At 59.6% G+C, this 18,969-nt stretch carries 14 protein-coding genes and 1 pseudogene; 11 read left to right on the plus strand and 4 right to left on the minus strand.

The annotated features are described in order from the left end of the window. Positions 1 to 91 precede the first annotated feature (91 nt). Positions 92 to 1,005: pseudogene (locus tag GGD67_RS13535) on the plus strand (IS630 family transposase). Here GGD67_RS13535 and modC read toward each other — a convergent pair. From modC to GGD67_RS13550, 3 genes are all read right to left on the minus strand, one after another. After that, the gene (gene modC / locus GGD67_RS13540; RefSeq protein ID WP_179733402.1) at positions 1,002 to 2,195 is read right to left on the minus strand and encodes a molybdenum ABC transporter ATP-binding protein; all 1,194 of its coding nucleotides are present in this window, start codon (positions 2,193 to 2,195) and stop codon (positions 1,002 to 1,004) included. The pseudogene GGD67_RS13535 and the gene modC overlap by 4 nt on opposite strands. A gap of 240 nt (positions 2,196 to 2,435) precedes the next feature. Beyond that, complete coding sequence (locus GGD67_RS13545) at positions 2,436 to 2,912, minus strand: GNAT family N-acetyltransferase (protein WP_246790780.1); 477 nt, start codon at positions 2,910 to 2,912, stop codon at positions 2,436 to 2,438. 963 nt (positions 2,913 to 3,875) lie between these two features. Next, positions 3,876 to 4,055, minus strand: a complete 180-nt coding sequence (locus GGD67_RS13550; RefSeq protein ID WP_179733404.1) for a hypothetical protein — start codon at positions 4,053 to 4,055, stop codon at positions 3,876 to 3,878. 268 nt (positions 4,056 to 4,323) lie between these two features. On the opposite strand from GGD67_RS13550, the gene GGD67_RS13555 reads away from it, so the two are divergent. The 5 genes from GGD67_RS13555 (at position 4,324) to GGD67_RS13575 (ending at position 12,123) form a co-directional block, all read left to right on the plus strand. Beyond that, positions 4,324 to 5,745 (plus strand): MATE family efflux transporter, encoded by a 1,422-nt coding sequence (locus GGD67_RS13555; protein WP_409411348.1) that lies wholly within the window; start codon positions 4,324 to 4,326, stop codon positions 5,743 to 5,745. 464 nt (positions 5,746 to 6,209) lie between these two features. Beyond that, the gene (gene ectB / locus GGD67_RS13560) at positions 6,210 to 7,484 is read left to right on the plus strand and encodes a diaminobutyrate--2-oxoglutarate transaminase (RefSeq protein ID WP_179733406.1); all 1,275 of its coding nucleotides are present in this window, start codon (positions 6,210 to 6,212) and stop codon (positions 7,482 to 7,484) included. Positions 7,485 to 8,901: 1,417 nt separating this feature from the next. Beyond that, positions 8,902 to 9,189, plus strand: a complete 288-nt coding sequence (locus GGD67_RS13565) for a DUF3892 domain-containing protein (protein ID WP_179733408.1) — start codon at positions 8,902 to 8,904, stop codon at positions 9,187 to 9,189. 478 nt (positions 9,190 to 9,667) lie between these two features. Continuing rightward, positions 9,668 to 10,870, plus strand: a complete 1,203-nt coding sequence (gene pimC / locus GGD67_RS13570) for a pimeloyl-CoA dehydrogenase large subunit (protein ID WP_179733410.1) — start codon at positions 9,668 to 9,670, stop codon at positions 10,868 to 10,870. Positions 10,871 to 10,965: 95 nt separating this feature from the next. Beyond that, positions 10,966 to 12,123, plus strand: a complete 1,158-nt coding sequence (locus GGD67_RS13575) for an acyl-CoA dehydrogenase family protein (RefSeq protein ID WP_179733412.1) — start codon at positions 10,966 to 10,968, stop codon at positions 12,121 to 12,123. A gap of 285 nt (positions 12,124 to 12,408) precedes the next feature. Here GGD67_RS13575 and GGD67_RS13580 read toward each other — a convergent pair whose 3' ends face one another. After that, complete coding sequence (locus tag GGD67_RS13580) at positions 12,409 to 13,164, minus strand: IclR family transcriptional regulator (protein ID WP_179733414.1); 756 nt, start codon at positions 13,162 to 13,164, stop codon at positions 12,409 to 12,411. A gap of 91 nt (positions 13,165 to 13,255) precedes the next feature. Here GGD67_RS13580 and GGD67_RS13585 point away from each other — a divergent pair, with 91 nt between their 5' ends. From GGD67_RS13585 to GGD67_RS13605, 5 genes are all read left to right on the plus strand, one after another. Beyond that, positions 13,256 to 14,551, plus strand: coding sequence for an acyl-CoA dehydrogenase family protein (locus tag GGD67_RS13585; RefSeq protein ID WP_246790807.1), 1,296 nt, complete (start codon positions 13,256 to 13,258; stop codon positions 14,549 to 14,551). 41 nt (positions 14,552 to 14,592) lie between these two features. Then, positions 14,593 to 15,723, plus strand: coding sequence for a RidA family protein (locus tag GGD67_RS13590; protein WP_210286458.1), 1,131 nt, complete (start codon positions 14,593 to 14,595; stop codon positions 15,721 to 15,723). Between the two features lie 3 nt (positions 15,724 to 15,726). Further along, positions 15,727 to 16,224 carry a MaoC family dehydratase N-terminal domain-containing protein gene (locus GGD67_RS13595; protein ID WP_179733419.1) on the plus strand — a complete coding sequence of 166 codons (498 nt, stop codon included), beginning with the start codon at positions 15,727 to 15,729 and terminating at the stop codon, positions 16,222 to 16,224. Next, a complete protein-coding gene (locus GGD67_RS13600; protein ID WP_179733420.1) occupies positions 16,221 to 16,634 on the plus strand; it encodes a MaoC/PaaZ C-terminal domain-containing protein in 414 nt (137 codons plus the stop codon). The genes GGD67_RS13595 and GGD67_RS13600 overlap by 4 nt, the downstream gene beginning before the upstream one ends. A gap of 187 nt (positions 16,635 to 16,821) precedes the next feature. Continuing rightward, complete coding sequence (locus tag GGD67_RS13605) at positions 16,822 to 18,930, plus strand: 3-hydroxyacyl-CoA dehydrogenase NAD-binding domain-containing protein (RefSeq protein WP_179733422.1); 2,109 nt, start codon at positions 16,822 to 16,824, stop codon at positions 18,928 to 18,930. The last annotated feature ends 39 nt before the right edge of the window (positions 18,931 to 18,969 follow it).

Raw genomic sequence — 18,969 nt, forward strand, 5'->3', positions numbered from 1 at the left:
AGAGCGTGATTGTCTGGGGCTGAATCGATTGGGATTCCCAAATCAGGCGGGTTCTGATCAAGATGCTGGCTGGGCTGGAGGCCAGCATCTCATGGGACGAGCCTATTCGCTTGATTTGCGCGAGCGGGTGGTTGCTGTGGTGGCGGCTGGGAAGAGCTGCCGGTCAGTGGCGGCAACCTTTAAGGTCAGCGTTGCCAGCGTAGTGAAAGGGTCGCAACGGTTTCGCGCGACTGGAAGCGTCGCGGCCCCGGCCGAGGGGCGGTAATCGTCCCTACGTGCTGTCTTGCGAGCGGCACTGGCTTCTCAAGCGGCTTGCTGAGCAACCGGACATCACTTTGCGCGCTGCTTGCTGGCGAGCGTGGAATCAAGGTCAGCTATTACGCAGTGTGGCACTTCTTCGAGCACGAGGCATCACCTTCAAAAAAAGGCCTGCACGCCGGCGAGCAGGATCGCCCCGACGTGGCACGGCGCCGGGCGCAATGGAAAAAGTACCAAGGGCGGCTTGATCCCGCTCGCCTGGTCTTCATCGATGAGCCTTCGGCTAAGACCAACATGTCGCGAACTCACGGTCGCGCGCGCCGCGGTGAGCGGCTGGTCGCCAAGGCACCTCACGGCCGCTGGCCGACCTTGACCTTCCTCGCGGCGCTGCGCCACGACCGCATCAGCGCTCCCTGCGTGATCGACGGGCCGATTACCGGCGACAGCTTCCTAGCCTATGTCGAACAGGTGTTGGTGCCATCCCTCAGACCCGGCGACATTGTCATCATCGACAATCTCCGCAGCCACAAGGGAAAGGCCGTGCGGCGCGCCATCCGCGCCGCCGGAGCAAAGCTGTTCTTCCTGCCGCCCTACAGCCCCGACCTCAATCCGAGCGAACAAGTCTTCGCCAAGCTCAGGACCCTGAAGGGCTTCACGCCTTACGAATACATCTGCAAATCCTGGACTTCCCAGCCAGAACGATCCAAACTCAATCCGCTCCAGAAAATGCCCGGACTAAACGCCTAGAAGGCTATGCCGCCTTCAAATGTTGATAGACTCAACCATTCCTTCCTTTTTGGTGCAGGATCTTCCTCTCTCGTGTAAGTTGGCAGCCCTCGCAGTAGCCCTTCAGAAGGCGGGACCAGCGAGATGCCCGTGACTTGGGCAAACACGTCCATCCCGTCCTCGAGCTCCAGCACGTCAAAGGAGCGGCGCGTAACACGCGATAAAAATTGCGCGCCGGAGCCACTGGTTTTGAGTGCAAGGAGTAACGTGACCTCTGCGCCGCCGAGCGGCACCGAGGCTTTGATGCGGGCCGGAAACACATTGAGTATGGAGCTCCCGCGTGGGTCCTCGCGCGAGACGCTAACGTCGCAGGCTGCGATGCGAAGCCGTTGCTGCGTGCCCGATGCGAGTGGCTTGCCTGGGATCAACAGGCGTGCACCTTTAAAGACGAGGACGAGCAATCCATAGCTCTCGTCATAGCCGCTGACGACGGCATCAAGACTGACGGCGGCTTCTTGGCGTGTGGCAAGCGGCAACGCAAGGTCGCTCTGCAGGACATGCAGCGGCGCAGCCGCTGTAACCATACCGTGTTTCATCATGACTAAATGATCGGCTAGGCGTTCTATCTCAGCCATGTCATTGCTGACATAGATTATTGGCACCGTGAGTCTCTCATGCAATCGCTCTAGGAATGACAGAAGCTCGCGCCTGCCAGAGCGATCGAGCCCGGCTAGCGGCTCCTCCATCACAAGTAGTCGAGGCTGGGATAATAACGCGTTGCCAATGACGATACGCTGCCGCTCGGCGTCGGAAATAAGTGAGGGAGAACGGTCAAGCAGCGGCGCCAGATCGAGCAGTTCGATTACCGCGTCAAGCTCTATCGGAGTCGGTTCAAATTTTGGCGCGCCGTAAAGTAAGTTACGCCTGACAGACAGATCTGAAAAAAGGATCGGCCGTTGGAAAATATAGCCTATGCGACGCAGATGCGGCGGGCGGAAAGTGTCTTCGTCCTGCCAAACCTCGCCATCCAAGGCACAGAATCCAGTCGGCAGACGCTCGAGACCGCCAACGCAGCGCGCGACTGTTGTGTTGCCGCAACCTGAAATAGCCGTTATTCCATTAGCCGGCACGCTGAATTCGGCATCGAGCGGAGTGCCCGCGAGAGAACCTCTGAAGGCGACTTCAATAAAGCCAGGCTGTGCTATTCTCATGTGCTCTATCAGTCGATCAAGTTACGTGGAGGGCGAACCAAATGCGGGACATCACCATGGCCGCCGGCGCTCCAGCGCGTGACCCCCTGCCGAGCGAGACGAATTAAGGGGCAGTCGGATTGCAGATCGACAGTTTTGCGCTGGCGGCAAGCCGAGCTCCACTGGGGGCCCCACGCTCCGACTGCGCTTGATCTCCGGGTCAAGTAGGCCGGCAGTTTGTTGAAGGACATGGATGAGGACCTATGAACATGCTTCCAAGCTCTTGGTCATGAAAGTCCGGAATGTTCCGGGCCTGTCGGAAGGTGTTCGCCCGAGGGCCTTCCATCCATTTCGAGCGTAGAAACCTGAAAGACTGATGGTGTAGAGGAAAGCCCATCGGCAGCCACGCCGCCGGCCTTCGTCTTCAAATTCGTTCAAGACCATCGTTCCTAAGCCCTTTCCGCGGAATGGCTTGGGCAAAAATAGTGCATCCAGGAATAGCAACCCGACTGAGGAAAGTCCGATCGCACCTCCGACGACGTGTTGAGTTTTGGGATCTTGCAACGCCACAACAAGAGGACGATTGTCGCCGGTGCTAGTGATAACAACATCGGGATCGTCAAGGCGTCCCTCGATTGCCTTTACGATGGAAGGCGGAACTACGTCTGTCACCACAATGTTCGGCATTGCACCTCGCCCATTGTCACCGCCTTTTCTAAAAGCGTGGCTATCCTGCATGAAAATCACGCTCCATACGCTCAATCGTCGAAAAACACACCATCAAAGTTGGTTAGTAAGATCGGGCAGACTACATACCCTAGCCAGGCTCTGAAACTACCAAGATCAATAGTCGCAGATTCGCAGTCGCGTTTCGGATTGGGCGGCCTGGAAATGAACTAATGATGGACAGCTCTGCTCGAGCAAGTCAGTTCTCGACTAAGTGTTCGCTGCTGGTGACGTGTGCACATTGAAAGAGGTTCCTCAAAGCGGCCCGCTTGCAGGGTGCGAGTCAGGCCCGCAATCGGAATTCGGTCAGGGTGGAGTTTGACCAGTTAGACCGGAGGCGCGGCTGGTCGATTGATGCACTGTCTCCTGTCGTGAGCGGTAGCTCAGGCGGGAATGGTCCTGTCGGTTGTAACCTTCCATACAATGGTTGATCCGCGTCAGGAAAATTCTCGTGTCAGCAATCGGGTTCACACAACGGTAGTTGCGCAAGGAGCCAGGGTGCCTCGGTCACGGTTGGTCTAAGGCTTGAACCGGTAGCAAGGCTCTAGGCCGCGGAAGAAGATGGAGCCTTGTGAATCAGCGGCAGTCGAGTATGGCGCTGGGCGTGGCGATCGACCGAGGCTATGGCAATGGAAGACCGCGGGAAGCCGATGGCGAAAGCTCCACACCGTCACCCCTCGATTCCGGTTTCGAATCGGCTCGCACTGCGGCAGCCTGGTGCGATCGCGCTAGATTACATCTCTTCGGTACTCGATGTTCGACCGCCCCGGCCCGCCCGAATGGCTGGATCGGCAATTGCAGAATCTACGATCCGGGCGACGAACCCCCAATCTTACGGTCGTGTGATCACTGCAATATCGGGACACTCGGATTTGCGACCTTGTTGGGGTCGCGACACGTCCGCTCCGAAATAGTGGTGACAACCCAGGCTCTCGCATTTGGCACGATCTTTGAAGAGAACATGCCATCCAGATGCTACTCGGCATCGCGGCTCAAGAAATTCAAGTGATGGTTGATCGGAATATTGCCCGTCAGTTTTCGTCGCATCGCAGGGTAAGTCGAGCAGCGCATTGCTTTCTCGTCCTGGTTGCCGGAGGCGTACGATTCCGTTGCCGTGATCGCCCACTTCCAGGTCGCGGTTCGTACCCGATCCATGACGCGATCCCTGTGATCGACTGGCCCGGTGTGCGGATCACCCTCATTCCTCGCGCCTGACATGCGCCAAGCCATGGCGTCGGCGCCGGGCAGCGGCAGGCAGATATCTCGTCAGTTGGCGAAGATGCACCAGACCTGAGCTCAACGGCACGCCGGGTTCCGGCGCACCTCGCATCAACACTTCGCCGGGGGGTATCGCAAGTCGCAACCTTCGAATTCAAGGCCGGAAAGGGAAACGCTCGAGATTAATCGGGCAGCAATAATTTCCATGCACAAGACAGCCGAAAAAATGCCGGTATCCGTCTCGCCGCTTTTACGAATAAGACAGATGAGCCGCCACGTCGCTGTCGAGCTCAGCGAAACCGCAAAGCTGGCATGGCCGATGGGGCTGACCCAGATCGCCCAGATCGTCATGATGACAACTGATCTCGCGTTCATCGGGTACCTCGGTGCGGAGGCGTTTGCCGCGGCAGCGCTGGCCAGCAGAATCTATGTCCTTGCGTTCACCTTCGGCTCGGGTCTGCTGGCGCCAATTGCACCATTGGCGGCACAGGCGTTTGGGGCAAATAATCTTGCCGTGGTACGCCGCTCGGTACGCATGGGATTGTGGGCGGCGATGATGCTGTCGTTACCGATCATGGCGTTTGCGTCGCGCGGAGCGCCAATACTGCTGGCCTTCGGCCAGGCGCCCGACACGGCGCGGCTCGCCCAGCAATATCTGTTCGGATTGGCCTGGGGTGTGACGCCGACACTGGGTTTTCTGGCTCTCCGCGGTTTCATGGGCGCGGTCAACCGGCCGGAGCCGGTCTTGTGGATCACGCTCGCGGCAATTCCCGTCAATGCTCTTCTGGCCTGGTTGCTAATAAACGGAAAGCTCGGGTTCCCGCGTCTTGAGTTGTTCGGGGCCGGACTCGCGACCACCTTGGTGAACTGTATGACGTTCCTAGCCATTCTGTGGTTCGCGACAATGCGTCGTCCTTTCCGCGACTACAACCTACTTGCACATTTTTCGCATTTTGATTGGCGCGTCATGCGGCAACTGGTTGTGATTGGAGCTCCGATCTCCATGGCCTCGTTGATGGGCGTCGGGGTGTTCTCGGCAGCGGCGCTCCTGGCCGGCCTGATCAGTACCAGCGCACTCGCTGCTCATCAGATCGCTCTTCAGGTGACCATGATCCTGTCCATGATTCCTTTCGGTATCAGCATGGCGGCGTCCGTGCGCGTCGGCCATGCGGTTGGCCGCCACGACCTTTCCGGCGTCAATTGCGCAGGTCTGGCTCCAATTCTGCTCGGTGTCGTGATCGCCGCGATACTGACGCTCGCCGTGATCGCCGCGCGTCTTGAGATTGCTGGATTGTTCCTGGATGAATCACAGGGCGATGCCAAGGCGACAATCGGACTGGCTGCAAAACTACTTTTGATCGGTGCGAGCTTTTTCATCACGGATGCCGCGCAGCTCATTGCGACGGGAAGTCTGCGTGGAATGAAAGACACGCGGGTGCCGCTCCTCTTCATTGGAATTGCTTACTGGCTGATTGGCTTCTCTCTCAGTTACCTGCTTGGTTTGAAGATGGGACTTGGCATCGTTGGTATCTGGATCGGCCTGTCGACCGGGACCACCATCTACGCGGGACTCCTCGTGTTGCGTTTCATAATTCTCGCAAACAGACGCGTCCTTCAGAGTCAATAATCTGATCCTTCAAACAAAGTTTGGTTTCTCTCTTCAGACAGAGGTGACCGTTAGATCTGGCAGCCCAGGATAGTTTCATTCCTGTGATTTTCAAGACGGGCAAAACACTCGGCGTTCAATACTTTCCACGTTGGCGCGTCTACAGCGCCAGATCTCATATTTCGGAGAGTCGTTATTTAGGCGCCGGGCCGGAGTTTTTCGGGGGGACTCCGCGCGTTTATATGACAGGACACAATTGAACATTCTGAAGCACCAGAAACTACCAGTATTGGCAGGTTGGTTGTTCCCGCTGCTCATATATCTGAGTGATTCGGGAGACACGCTTCACGCAACATAAGTCTTGCCAGACGTGCACGCGTTAGGCTCGCTATGTCCGCAGCTCGCGAAAGTCGCGGGAGCGTGCTTGTCACGAACCACTTTTTGCGGAGGCGATCTTGGGTCGAGTGATTGGCGAGCCATGTGGCATGCGGGCTTTCGAAGCCCTGGAATCGAATGTGCGCTCATACCCATTGTCGCTACCAGCCATTTTCAGCCGGGCGCGCGGATCCGTCATGCTGACGGAAGATGGCAGGAAGGTCATTGACTTTCTCTGCGGTGCAGGGGCTCTGAACTACGGACATAACAATCACCTGATCAAAGCTGCCATCACCGAGTATCTGGCATCCGATGCGGTCGTCCACGGGCTTGACATGGCCACTCCTGCCAAGCTCGAATTTATGGAGACCTTTGATTCTGCCATACTTCGCGAACGGGGCTTGCGCTACCGTTTCCAGTTCACGGGACCAACGGGTGCCAATGCCGTCGAGGCGGCTCTAAAGCTTTCGCGCAAGATCACCGGACGTAAGAATGTCATTTCATTCACGCGTGGATATCATGGCATGACTCTGGGGGCGATGGCCGCGACGGGCAATCTTTTCTATCGAAGCGCCAGTGGCGTCTCCTTGGCTGACGCGACCTTCATGCCCTATGACGGTTATCTTGGACCTGCCCTTGATACCACAAACTACCTACGTAAGGTGTTGCTCGATGAGAGCAGCGGTGTCGATGCTCCGGCCGCCATTCTCGTCGAAACTGTGCAGGGAGAAGGGGGGATGAATGTCGCTAGCAAGGAGTGGTTGCGATCGGTTCAGGCCATAGCGAGAGATGTTGGTGCGCTCTTCATAATTGATGATGTCCAGATGGGGTGCGGCCGCACGGGCGAGTTCTTCAGCTTTGAGTTCGCAGGGCTTTCGCCGGATCTTGTCGTCATGTCGAAATCACTAAGCGGGTATGGCCTGCCACTATCGATGTTGTTGATCAAGGAGGAGCGCGACGCGTGGCGGCCAGGAGAACACACGGGTACGTTCCGGGGAAACAACCTTGCGCTTGTATCTGCCACCGCGGCCATCAACAGTTATTGGCGCAGCAAAACGTTCGCGGAGGAAGTGCAGCGTATGGGAGAAATTGTGCGGAGCCGGCTTGAGGCCATTGCGTCCCGGCAGGCAGGCAGTTTTGCCGTTCGAGGACGAGGCATGGCATTTGGATTTGATTGCCAAAGGGCCGAAATTGCGGAGGCGACGACCCGGAAGGCCTTCGAGAAGGGGTTGATGCTGGAGCGATGCGGGCCCATTGATCAGGTCATAAAGTTCTTGCCAGCGCTTACGATCGATCTGGAGACGCTAAACGAGGGTATTGAGATATTCGAAGTGTCTTTGGCGGAAGCGCTGAGGGAGACCGGGTCAGACTTAGCCAACTGGTGAGTGTTCCTCAGGTAGTGAAGAGACGTGGGGGCATGCCATCCGCCGCAGTTGGCGTTCGCGCCGGCGATGCGATCCGTCACACAAAGATAACATGCAGCAATGAAGGGGCTGGCAGGTTCACTGTGATCTCCACTTTCTTCAAGAATGTGATAACAAGCTGTCATAATAGTCACCAGGCGTTCGACAAGGTTTGACTTTCAGGACTTCCGCGTTGATCTCAGACCCCCTCGCTCGCGGGAAACTAACATCCAAACGTTTTGCCGCCGAGGTGGCCAGGCAAGTCAGATTATGACTTCTGATACGGCCTCGAAGGGGAAAAGAGGTTGCGGCTCTGCAGGCCGTTCGTTCGTTGTATGATACTTCGCGCAGCAACTTTGCCGAACATCAGCTGAGGATCATGGCCGGATTGGTATTCGGCGCCTGCTTTGCGACGTTGACTCGTGACTGCCTATGTTGACTTGAGGCGAGTTGGTCGATGCGCGCGATATCTTCTTTATGAGCCCGGCAGCTCGATGCTGTTGCTCTCTCGTGAGGATTTCTGGATGAATGACGCCGATCAGCTGGCCGGCGCCATCGGACTGGACCATGAGGATTCCGCGAAGTCAGGCAGGCCTTTACGCCGCCGCACACGTTCTCGCCAACCGAACCACATCTCTTTGCACAATAGCAGGCGCTGCATCAGTCGGGCTCGCTCGACAACCCACTCGCGCAGAGCAACGGTCAGTGCTTCTGGGGAACGGAGCAGCGCGCGACTGACATGCCTGGGCTCAAGTGACCTTTGGAGGAGACAAGCGGCCAGAGGAGTTTAGTTGGTCCGTTTCGGACGAAAGTGGTGCATTTGCGATACAGCTCACAAGACAAGAAACGGATCTGTACGTTACGTACAGATCTGTCCCTTTGACGGGGCGTCGAGCTCGATTAGCTGAGATACAGACACAAATTGTGCGACGGCTGAAATCGAACGACGGCGCGGCACGAAATCAATGGCCCTACAAGCGAGAGCCTGGCGAATTCATTGGATGATATCTCTCCCCGCCATGACGACTTTCTCTGTCCAGCTGCTCCGTGCTCGTTCTTTGTCCGGTTGGGCGCGCTCGCGGAGCATTCAGCTGTTCTGGGCCGACGCTCTCGAATCGAGATACTGCTGCGTCGGGCGATTGTCCGGCGCGGTGGTCGAGCGAGGCGGCTGGATCAGGGGCTCTGCCGCCTTTTCGTTGAGATAAAGGTTTTGGGAAGGAGGGCGGCAATGCGTGGCTGTGCATTTCGATGGACGGGACAGCCTGTCCAGGCGGCGCCGTAAATGATTTGCAGCTCAGGGTCGAGCCCCCGCCATTCAGCCCGAGCATTGCAATCCAGAGACAGCATGGAAATCACTAGCCCGGTGCTTCGGACGGGTGTTTATGAAAGAGGACAAGCAATGGCTGACTACAGGATTGATTGTGTCAATAAGCCGGACCGTAACAGTCCACACGAACACATCACGCATGTGGGAGGTCCCAGGCCGGACAGCTTAGGGCGTTGGAAGGATACGGTTCCGAACGTGGTTCGGCTCATCGAGGAGGGCGCGCACGGCTTCTACACGACGGAAGGTGGGGCGACAGCCTGGGTCGGCGTGCGTACCAGCGCTGCTGGTAATAAATTTCTGCAAACCCACGCGGATGGAATCTGGAAGGACAATCTGCTTGCGCTGAAGGGATGTGGGTGACCATACGGCTTTTCTGACTGGTGATCATCGACGGCGCACTGGCGATCGGATTGCGGGACGAGAGCTCGAAGCGGGAATTTGGTGCACAGAGCATTCGATCGTTGCGCTTCAGAAGGGTCCTTGCTCGGCAGACAAGGCGCGGTGTTCACGATTTGACGCGGCTGTATCAGCAAGAGAATTACGTCGCGTCTTGTGTTGATCGGGCTGCAGATCAGTGTCGGGTTCGCAAGTGCGGGCGCAGGCGCCATTCCCTTGACGGAGTCGTCGTCCCAATGATCATCCTTGTCGTGACTACGTTGTTGGCCCCCTGATTACTGCCAACATCGAAGGGATTTCGGCAGGCGATATCTATGTCGGCCGAAAACTCTGTCAAGAGCAAGGCAGGTCTGGATGCTGCAAGGTATCCGATCGGAATGTAATCGGCGGCGGCACGGGTGCTGCAGGTATCTTCAAGAAACCCTTTAACAAGGCAGCAACGATGGATTTGAACTTAACTGCCGACGAACTGGTTTTCCGCAAGACGGTCCGGGCGTTCTTCCGCGCCGCCGTTCCGGTTGATATTCGTGAAAAGCTTGTCGCGGGAATTCACCCGAGTAAGGACGATATGGTGTGCTGGACGCGGATACTTGCCGACAAGGGCTGGGGCGTGCCGCATTGGCCGGTCGAACATGGCGGCACCGGCTGGAGCGCGGTCAAGCAGTACATTTTTACCGAAGAGATGAGCCAGACGCCGGCGCCGGCCCCGCTCGCCTTCGGCGTGAACATGGTGGGACCGGTCATCTACACTTTCGGTAACGATGCCCAGAAGAGGCGCTTCCTGCCGCGCATCGTCACGCTGGAGGACTGGTGGTGCCAGGGCTTCTCCGAGCCCGGGGCCGGCTCCGATCTCGCTTCGCTCACGACGCGGGCTGTGCGTCATGGCGACCACTACGTGATCAACGGCCAGAAGACCTGGACAACGCACGCACAATATGCGGACTGGATTTTCTGTCTGGTGAGGACGGATCCGAAGGTGAAGAAGCAGCTGGGCATTTCATTCCTCCTGATCGATATGAAGTCGCCTGGTATCACCGTTCGTCCTATCCAGTTGATTGACGGCAGCCACGAAGTCAATGAAGTCTTTTTTGACAGCGTGTGGGTGCCGGCCGAGAATCTTGTTGGTGAGGAGAACCGTGGCTGGGACTATGCGAAATATCTGCTCGGCAATGAGCGCTTCCACATCGCCGCCGTCGGCGTTTCCAAGGAGCGCATCCGGCGCATCAAGGACCTCGCCTCACGCGTTCGTGCCGGAGGCGCGCGGCTGATTGACCAGGCCCACTTCCGCGAAAAGCTCGCCGCAGTCGAGATCCGGCTGAAGGCGCTCGAGATCACACAGCTTCGCGTGCTCGCAAACGAATCGAAACGGCAGAAAGGCGCACAGGATCCGGCAAGCTCCATTCTCAAGATCAAGGGAGCGGAGATCCAGCAGGCGACGTCGGAGCTTCTGATGGACGTGGTCGGTCCTTATGCCCTGCCGTACGAGCCAGAGGAGAGGTTTCAACTTACGGATCGGCCGCCGATTGGTCCTGACTGGGCGGCGACAATCGCACCCGCCTATTTCAATGCGCGAAAAGTATCGATCTATGGCGGTTCCGATGAGATCCAGAAGAACATCATCGCAAGGGCGGTCCTCGGGCTCTGACGCTCGCACATCAGTTCGCGAACGCGGGGAAGAGGTCGCTCTGCAAGGCACGGGACGGCCACTGGGACGGCATTGTTTTCAGGAGCATTCGGCACATGGACTTTGATCTCTCCGAGGAGCAACGGCTTCTGAAGGAAAGCGTCGAGCGGCTGATGCTCGACAGCTACGGTTTCGACGACCGACGGAAGTACCAGGACGAGGGCCCGGGCTTCAGCGAGAGGATGTGGGCGCGCTATGCCGAGCTCGGGCTTCTGGCGCTGCCCTTTCCCGAGCAGTACGGTGGGTTTGGCGGCACCGCGGTCGAGTCGATGATCGTCATGGAGGCATTTGGCAGGGCGCTGATCCTCGAACCCTATTTCGCAACCGTGGTACTTGCCGGCGGCGTTCTGCGACACGGGGCGAGCGAAGCGCAAATGGCTGGACTGATCCCGGCGATCGCAGAAGGCCGTTTGAAGCTCGCATTCGCCTGTGCCGAGCCGCAGTCCCGGTACGACCTCTTTGACGTTGAGACGCGGGCGGAGAAGGATGGTGACGGGTGGACACTCAACGGCATCAAAAGCCTCGTGCTCCACGGAGTTGCAGCCGACAAGATCGTCGTGTCGGCGCGGACGGCCGGTACAGCGCGCGATAAGGACGGGGTCGGGCTATTCCTGATAGAAGGCAATGCACCTGGCGTCACGCGCCGCGGCTATCAGACCCAGGATGGGTTACGTGCAGCCGAAATTACGATGGATAACGTGCGGGTCGAAGCAGACCGCGTTATTGGCCATCCGGCGAGCGCCTCTCCGGTCATCGCTCGAGTAGCAGACGAGGCCGTTGCGGCTCTTTGCGCTGAAGCGATCGGCTGCTTCGCTGAAATGCAGGTGATCACCCTTGCCTATTTGAAGACCCGCAGGCAGTTCGGCGCGACGATCGGCTCGTTCCAGGCGCTGCAGCACCGGGCCGTCGACATGTTCGTCGAACTGGAGCAATCGCGCTCCATGGCAATGTACGCCACGATGATGGCGGGCGCAAATGACCAGGCCGCGCGCGAGCGGGCGATGTCAGCGGCGAAGACGCAGATCGGCCAGTCGGCAAAGACGATCGGCTGTGAGTCGATCCAGCTCCATGGCGGCGTTGGCATGACGATGGAGTACCGCATCGGGCACTATTTCAAGCGCGTCACCACGATCGACACGCTGTTCGGCGATGCCAGCCATCACTTGCGCCGGCTCGCCGCCCTGGACGGCCTTATCCTTGAGGAGCATGACTGACATCCTGTTAGCCTGGTCGCAGGATCACGGTCATGACGGGTCCGCTCTCAGACATGCCGCAGGTCATGCAGCGGTGCCGATATCGCCCGCGCGAGGAGCACAGGCCTGGCCTGCAGGCGAGAGGCGGTGGCCTGTGCGCAAAGAATGGACGGGGTGCCATCGCTTTTCCACTCTCGCCCGGACCAGCCCCGAATTACCTGCTGCGATGCGAGAAGGCTCGGAGAAATTCCCGCTCGCGGTAACGGTATTGGGTTATCAAAACAGGCGAAAAGAAGCAGAGCCTGCTCACGGACGGCTCGTTTCCTGGGTCCGTTTTAATTGCTCTCCGATTGAGAGCGAGCCCGCGAGAGCGTTGGCCGCATCGCGCAAGGCTCCCAGCCTTTCAGCCAGCTCGTCGTTCATGATGCGTTGCAGAGGGCCTGTCATGCCGAGGGAGTGCAGAACCATGCCGCTCGAAAGCCTTACCGGCACGGCGATCGCAGCGAGGCCTTCATCTATCTCTCCGATGCAGGTTGCGTAACCTCGGCTTCGCGTCTCGGCAAGCTGCTGTTCGATCCACTGCCGGTCGCTTCGTGTACTGGCCGTGAACATCGGCAATTCGTATGAGAGTACCTGTTCGATCGCTGCCTTCTCCTGATATGCCATAATCGCCTTTGCCGATGCTGCAGCGTTTATCGGCATTTCGATGCCAAGCTGGACGTAACCTCGCCATCTTGCGTCGGGTGAAAGAGATGAAACGACGACAACGCGCGCGCCGACCAAACGCGTGACATAGCAGGTCTCTCCGGTGCGGTCGGTCAATGCGCGAAGATGAGGCCTTGCAAGTGACCTCAGCCAGCCGTCGTCGGCGGAAGCGTGAAGCAGCCTCATCAGCCGTTCGCCAAGTCGTAAGGACGATTTCCTCCCCCTTTTGGCAAGTCCGGAGCGAGCTAGACCTCTCAGCAGGCGATGCGCCGTGGTCTTCGGCAGCCCGAGCAGGGCGGCGACATCGGCCAGAGTAAGTGAACCCGGGAAGGCTGCGAGCACCTCGAGAATTTGCATGTACCGCTCGAGTGGTCCTGCCGGACCTCCGGGGAAACTTTGCGAATCCATTTTTCTATCTCCGAAGCAAACGAAGCATCGCTTGACTTTCATGGCCCGGACGTGCATCTATACCGTATATCGGTATATCATTCCGAAAAACGGAACGGCTTGTCAAGGCGGCTTCGGCCGGATCGAAGGGAAGCGCAATGGAAATGACGGCACAGGAATTTCTGCTTCGGGGCCGGCGATGAACTTCGAAAGCGTCTCCGAGCATGAGGCCCTGCGCGACAGCGTGCGCGATTTCTTCAATCGGGAGCTTCAGGAGCCGAAGATCAGAGCGATGGATCGTTCCCGGTGCATCCCGCGCGATCTCTGGAAGCGTCTCGCCCAGCTCGGCTGGCCCGGGCTGTCAGTCCCGACGGAATACGGTGGCAGTGGCGCGGACGTGATGACCGGTGCGATCCTGTGCGAGGAGATCGCACGGTTCTTCCCGTCGCTGGCCACCGACTGGTTGCTCATTTCGATGACCGCCAGGGTATTGCGCGAATCCGGCACGGAAAAGCAGCAGTCGGAGCTCTTGCCCAGGCTTGCCGCCGGCGAATTCCTGATGAGCTTCGGGATGACCGAGCCGGGTGGAGGGACCGACGTCCTTGGACTGAAGACACGCGCCACGCTGGTTGGGGACGAGTGGCTGGTGCGCGGCCAGAAGCTCTACACTTCCCTTGCAGATGATGCCGACGCAATTCTGGTGCTGTGCCGCACCGATCCCGCCGAGGGCGCGAAGCGCTCGCGCGGATTGTCGCTGGTGCTGACGCCGCGGCATCAGGAGGGGGTACAGGTGCGTCGCCTCGAGCTTATGGGCCAGCGCGCCGCCTGTACCTGTGAAGTGTTCCTGGATGATGCCCGTGCGCCGGCCGATGCGGTGGTCGGAGAACGGGGCCGTGGATGGCACACGCTCCTGCGCTCGCTGGACGAGGAGCGCATTCTGTGCGCGGCAATGTACGTCGGCATCACCGCTGCCGCGCTGGACCTGGCGTTGCAGTACGCGAAGGACCGCACCGCTTTCGGGCGGCCGATAGGTGCTTACCAGGCGCTGCAGCATCCGCTGGCCGACACTGCCTCCGAGCTCGAGCAGATCCGCTTGCTCACCGCGAAGGCTGCCTGGCTGCAAAGCAACGGGCGCGAATGCGCGATGGAGGCCGCGATGGCCAAGCTCGCGGCAAGCGAGGTCGCGGTGCGCGCCACCGACCGCTGCATGCGTGTGCTGGGCGGCTTCGGAATGGTCGAGGAGTCGCCAATGGAGCGCCTGTTCCGTGATGCGCGTCTCGGGCCGTTCAGCCCGATTTCCAACGAGATGGTCCGCAACTTCATCGGGGAGCGTTTGGGACTCCCCCGAAGCTACTGAGTGCCGGCTTCGGCGACAGCACGGAAGAGTTGGACGATATCATGACGATTACGCCCATACATCCGGATCGCTTCCCTTGGTATGACTACAAGCGCTACTCCTTCTCCCTCGGGCTGAAGACGTCGGCGGGGACGTATCTGTCCGGCCATACGGCTTCCGAGTTCGAGCCAGCAACCAGGCGCATGGTCGTGCGAGGCGGAATGGCCGAACAGGTACGCGCAGTCTACGCCAAGGTGGCGGCCATCCTGGAAGCCGGTGGCCTCGGATACGGCGATGTGGCCAGGATCGTCGAGTACGTGCGGTCCGAGGGCATCGAGCGCTATGCAGAAGCGGCGGCCGTGCGGCGGGAGTTGTTCGGCGCATATCAGCCCGTAATCGATACCGTCCCGGTGAAGAGCCTGCTCAGGCCGGACGCCTTCATCGAGATCGAAGTGACGGCGGCGTCCGCACCTGGTGCTGCCCCGGGCGCCGTCTTCCTGCCGTCGATCCAGCCTGTGGACGGGCAGGGCAACATTGTGGGCGCCGGCGATCTCGTAGCCCAGACCAACGCAGTGTACGATCGTGCCGTGCGCATGCTTGCAGCGCTGGGGCTTGGCCCTGATCGGGTAGTGAAGGTCGCCACGTATATCACGCCGCGCGGGTTACCTGGCTATGAGCGCGCGGTGCGGGTGCGGCACGAGCGGCTCGGCCCTGTGTTTCCCGCAGCCGTGGACATCGTAATGCCGCGGCTGCTCCATCCGAAAGCGATCGTTCAGTGCGATTTCATCGCCACTCGCGATATGCCGGTGGCGGTGAACCCAGGCTGGAAGCGCTACGACGACCTAGCTTGCAGCCCGGCCGTGCGAGCTGGAAATCTGCTCTATATGTCGGGCCAGGGCTCGCTTGATCCGACGAGCGGGCGTGTTCTGCACCAAGCGGACGTTGTGGCCCAGGCCGAATGCATCTACGACAAGGTACTCCAGCTGGTCCGGACCGCCGGAGGCGAACCTCGCCACCTGATCAAGACGATCGAGTACGTGACGCCAGCTTCGCTCGGGCGTTATCGCGACGTCGCCGGCGTGCGCTCGAGGATGCTCCAGGAGCCGCCTCCCGCCTCCACCGGCATCATCAGCGAGGCACTGTTGCATCCGGGCATGCAGATCGATGTCGATGCCCTTGCCGTTCTGGACTGAGTGATGGCGCTGCTCACCGACGAACTCAAGGACTGGATCGGTCGCGAAGTCCATTATCCGGCTCGCGAGGAGCTCGGCCGTGCCTTGATTCGCTACTTCGTCCTCGCGCTGGGTGACGAGAACCCGCTCTACCTCGACGACGCTTACGCGCGGGAGGCTGGCCATCCGTCCGTGATCGCGCCGCCGACGCTCGTCTGCGAGACCTGCCAATACTCCCACCAGAGGCCAGAGACGAATGGTTACATCGGACACGAGTGGCATCTGCCGATCACAGGCTGCCGCATGATCCGTGCCGGCAACGACTATGAATTCATGCGGACGATTCTGCCGGAAGATCGCATCTCGGTTACCTGGGCGCTGGAAGACATCGTGGAACGCGCTTCTTCACGTGGCGGCCCGCAGCTGTTCGTCAGTTCTGTTGCCCGTTACAGGGACGCAACGGGCGAGACGGTAGCCATCAACCGCGAGACGGTCGTCTACCAGCCGATTGGAAAAGCATGATCAGGCCGACCAGGAGCGTGGCGATGGTCCAGCCGGGCGAGCCGCTACCGGCACTGGAGAAGACCTTCACGACGGTCGACCTCATGGCCTATGGCGCCGCCACCTGGGACTGGCACCGCGTCCACTACGATATCGAGTTCGCCCGTGCCATGAAACTACCGAATGTCGTCATTGACGGGCAGACTTTCGGTGCACTGTTCGCGCGTGCCATCATGGATTGGGCCGGACCGCGAGCCTTCGTCGCGCGACTGTCGTTCAGGATGAAGGCGATGGCCTTCGCGGGCGAGACGCTGCGCGTGGAAGGTGAAGTGACGCAATTCCGCAGCTCTACCGTCGTCGTAACGCAGCGCCTCACGAGCGACTGCCGCCTCGTGTCCGAAGCGGAGACCGAGGTGCGGCTACCCCCGTAGAGCTCAGCGGCCTTGGCCAGGACCAGAGCAGCAGCTCGGGGTTACGACCGCTGCTTCGGGCTCATGCCTTCCTCCGTCGCGACGCGCCAGCAAGATCATACCTGCCGCGATCTGAATTTTCGGGCGATCCGATGCCGGAAGCTCGCCTTTGATGACCTGTACAGAATCCAACAGAACAAGTGAGAGAATGTCCGTAAACCCCGTCAGCTATGAGAACCGTAATGGCATCGGGCTGGTGATCATCTCCAATCCGCCAGTCAACGCCATCTCGCCCGAAGTTGTGGCAGGCCTGCGTGAAGCGCTCGCCGCCTTTGAGACCGATGCCCAAGCGAAAGCACTCGTCATTCATTGCGAAGGACGCACTTTCGTTGCAGGCGGAGACATCGCCAGCTTTGAGTCTCCGGAGTTTGATACTCGGCCATTCAGTTCGCTGCTTACGCGGCTGGATACGTCCCCACGCCTGGTTGTTGCGACGCTGCATGGGACGGTCCTGGGCGGTGGACTGGAACTTGCGATGGCCTGCCACTATCGTCTGGCGCTGCCGGACACGCGGTTCGGCATGCCGGAAGTCAGGCTGGGCCTGCTCCCCGGCTCCCAGGGCACGCAGCGTCTTCCTCGTCTGTCCGGAGTGTCGCTCGCGCTCAGTCTGATCCTTACCGGCCAGTCGGTCTCCGCAAATGATGCGCTCGCCGCAGGCATCATCAATGAGATCGCGGAAGGAGAGCCGCTTGCGCTCGGTATAGCAGCGGCCGAACGCCTGGTCGAGGCGAAGGCGCCGTTGCGGCGCTCGAGCGGCTTGAAAATTGCGATCGACGCAGCGACGACGCAGGCCCTGGCGGAAGCAGCAGCCACGGCGGCAAAAAAGCCGGCCTATCCGGCGCTCGGCGCAATCGTGCGTGCTGTTGAGGCAGCCGTGAATCTGCCGTTCGAAGAAGGTGAGAGGGTGGAGGCCCGCGAGTTCGATCAACTGCGTTTGAGCAGTACCTCGCGAGCGCTTCGCCATTTGTTCTTTGCTGAACGCGCTGCAGCGCGCATCCCGAGCCTCAAGGGTGATGTTGCCCGGGGGCCGAACAGTGTAGGGATCGTGGGCGCCGGCACCATGGGCGGCGGCATTGCCATGAACTTCGCCAACGCCGGCATTCCCGTTGTGATCGTCGAAACCAGCGACGACGCGCTGAGACGCGGCCTCTCGCTTGTCCGCAGGAATTATGAGACGAGCGCTGCAAAGGGCAAGCTGAACAGCGAGCAGGTCGAGAAACGGATGGGTCTGTTGACCGGATCACTGGACTACGCCTCGCTGGCGAGCTGTGACCTGGTCATTGAAGCCGTATTCGAGAACTTGCAGATCAAGAAGGACGTCTGCGCACGTCTGGGGCAGGTGTGCAGGACCGGCGCAATCATCGCGACGAACACCTCGACACTCGATCTCGACGTCCTGGCAGAGGCAACCGGCCGGCCAGCGGACGTGGTCGGCATGCACTTCTTCAGTCCCGCAAACGTGATGCGCCTGCTGGAAGTGGTACGCGGCGCCAGGACGGCTCCCGATGTGCTGGTGACGGCAATGCAGGTCGCGCGCCGCATCGGAAAGGTCCCGGTGGTGTCGGGCGTCTGTTATGGTTTCATCGGAAATCGAATGCTCGAACCTTACATGCGCGAGACAGAATTCCTGTTGCTCGAAGGCGCGCATCCCGGACAGATAGACAGCGCTGTTGAATCTCTGGGTATGGCAATGGGGCCTTGCCGGATGTCCGACCTGTCCGGCGTGGATATCGGCGCAAAGGTCGTCATCGGCCAGTACGAAGCAGGCGCGTTACCGCCGGATCCGAGCTACCGAGTGGTGGTGCGCAGGCTCTTCGAGCTGGGACGTCATGGTCAGAAGACCCAAGCCGGCTATTACCGGTATGAGGGCCGCACCCCGCTGCCCGATCCGCTTGTCGCGGACATATGCGCGGATCTGGCACGGGAGCATGGAATTGCGCGCCGCGGCGTCATCACGGATCAGGAAATCATCCAGCGGCTGATGTACACTCTCATCAATGAGGGCATCCAAATTCTTGACGAGGGGATCTCGTACCGGCCTGGTGATATCGACATTGTGTGGACCGCCGGATACGGCTTTCCCGATTACCGCGGCGGGCCGATGTTTATGGCGGACCAGATCGGACTGTCTGAAATCGAGAGCACGCTCGAGCATTACGGTCGCGTACGAGGAAACCAGTTCGGCTACTGGACGCCAAGCAACCTTCTCAAATCGCTTGTAGTCACCGGTCAGCGCATAGGCGGATGGACCAGATGATGAAGCGGCCATCGACCTGAAACCCAATCCCCATCGACA

The organism is Bradyrhizobium sp. IAR9, assembly GCF_013408065.1.
Classification (GTDB): domain Bacteria; phylum Pseudomonadota; class Alphaproteobacteria; order Rhizobiales; family Xanthobacteraceae; genus Bradyrhizobium.

Bases quoted from the DNA above. Each gene is read 5' to 3' on its own strand.
- modC (WP_179733402.1), bottom strand. From the start codon at position 2,195: ATGAGAATAGCACAGCCTGGCTTTATTGAAGTCGCCTTCAGAGGTTCT.
- GGD67_RS13545 (WP_246790780.1), bottom strand. From the start codon at position 2,912: ATGCAGGATAGCCACGCTTTTAGAAAAGGCGGTGACAATGGGCGAGGT.
- GGD67_RS13550 (WP_179733404.1), bottom strand. From the start codon at position 4,055: ATGGATCGGGTACGAACCGCGACCTGGAAGTGGGCGATCACGGCAACG.
- GGD67_RS13555 (WP_409411348.1), top strand. From the start codon at position 4,324: ATGCACAAGACAGCCGAAAAAATGCCGGTATCCGTCTCGCCGCTTTTA.
- ectB (WP_179733406.1), top strand. From the start codon at position 6,210: ATGCGGGCTTTCGAAGCCCTGGAATCGAATGTGCGCTCATACCCATTG.
- GGD67_RS13565 (WP_179733408.1), top strand. From the start codon at position 8,902: ATGGCTGACTACAGGATTGATTGTGTCAATAAGCCGGACCGTAACAGT.
- pimC (WP_179733410.1), top strand. From the start codon at position 9,668: ATGGATTTGAACTTAACTGCCGACGAACTGGTTTTCCGCAAGACGGTC.
- GGD67_RS13575 (WP_179733412.1), top strand. From the start codon at position 10,966: ATGGACTTTGATCTCTCCGAGGAGCAACGGCTTCTGAAGGAAAGCGTC.
- GGD67_RS13580 (WP_179733414.1), bottom strand. From the start codon at position 13,164: ATGCAAATTCTCGAGGTGCTCGCAGCCTTCCCGGGTTCACTTACTCTG.
- GGD67_RS13585 (WP_246790807.1), top strand. From the start codon at position 13,256: ATGGCCCGGACGTGCATCTATACCGTATATCGGTATATCATTCCGAAA.
- GGD67_RS13590 (WP_210286458.1), top strand. From the start codon at position 14,593: ATGACGATTACGCCCATACATCCGGATCGCTTCCCTTGGTATGACTAC.
- GGD67_RS13595 (WP_179733419.1), top strand. From the start codon at position 15,727: ATGGCGCTGCTCACCGACGAACTCAAGGACTGGATCGGTCGCGAAGTC.
- GGD67_RS13600 (WP_179733420.1), top strand. From the start codon at position 16,221: ATGATCAGGCCGACCAGGAGCGTGGCGATGGTCCAGCCGGGCGAGCCG.
- GGD67_RS13605 (WP_179733422.1), top strand. From the start codon at position 16,822: ATGTCCGTAAACCCCGTCAGCTATGAGAACCGTAATGGCATCGGGCTG.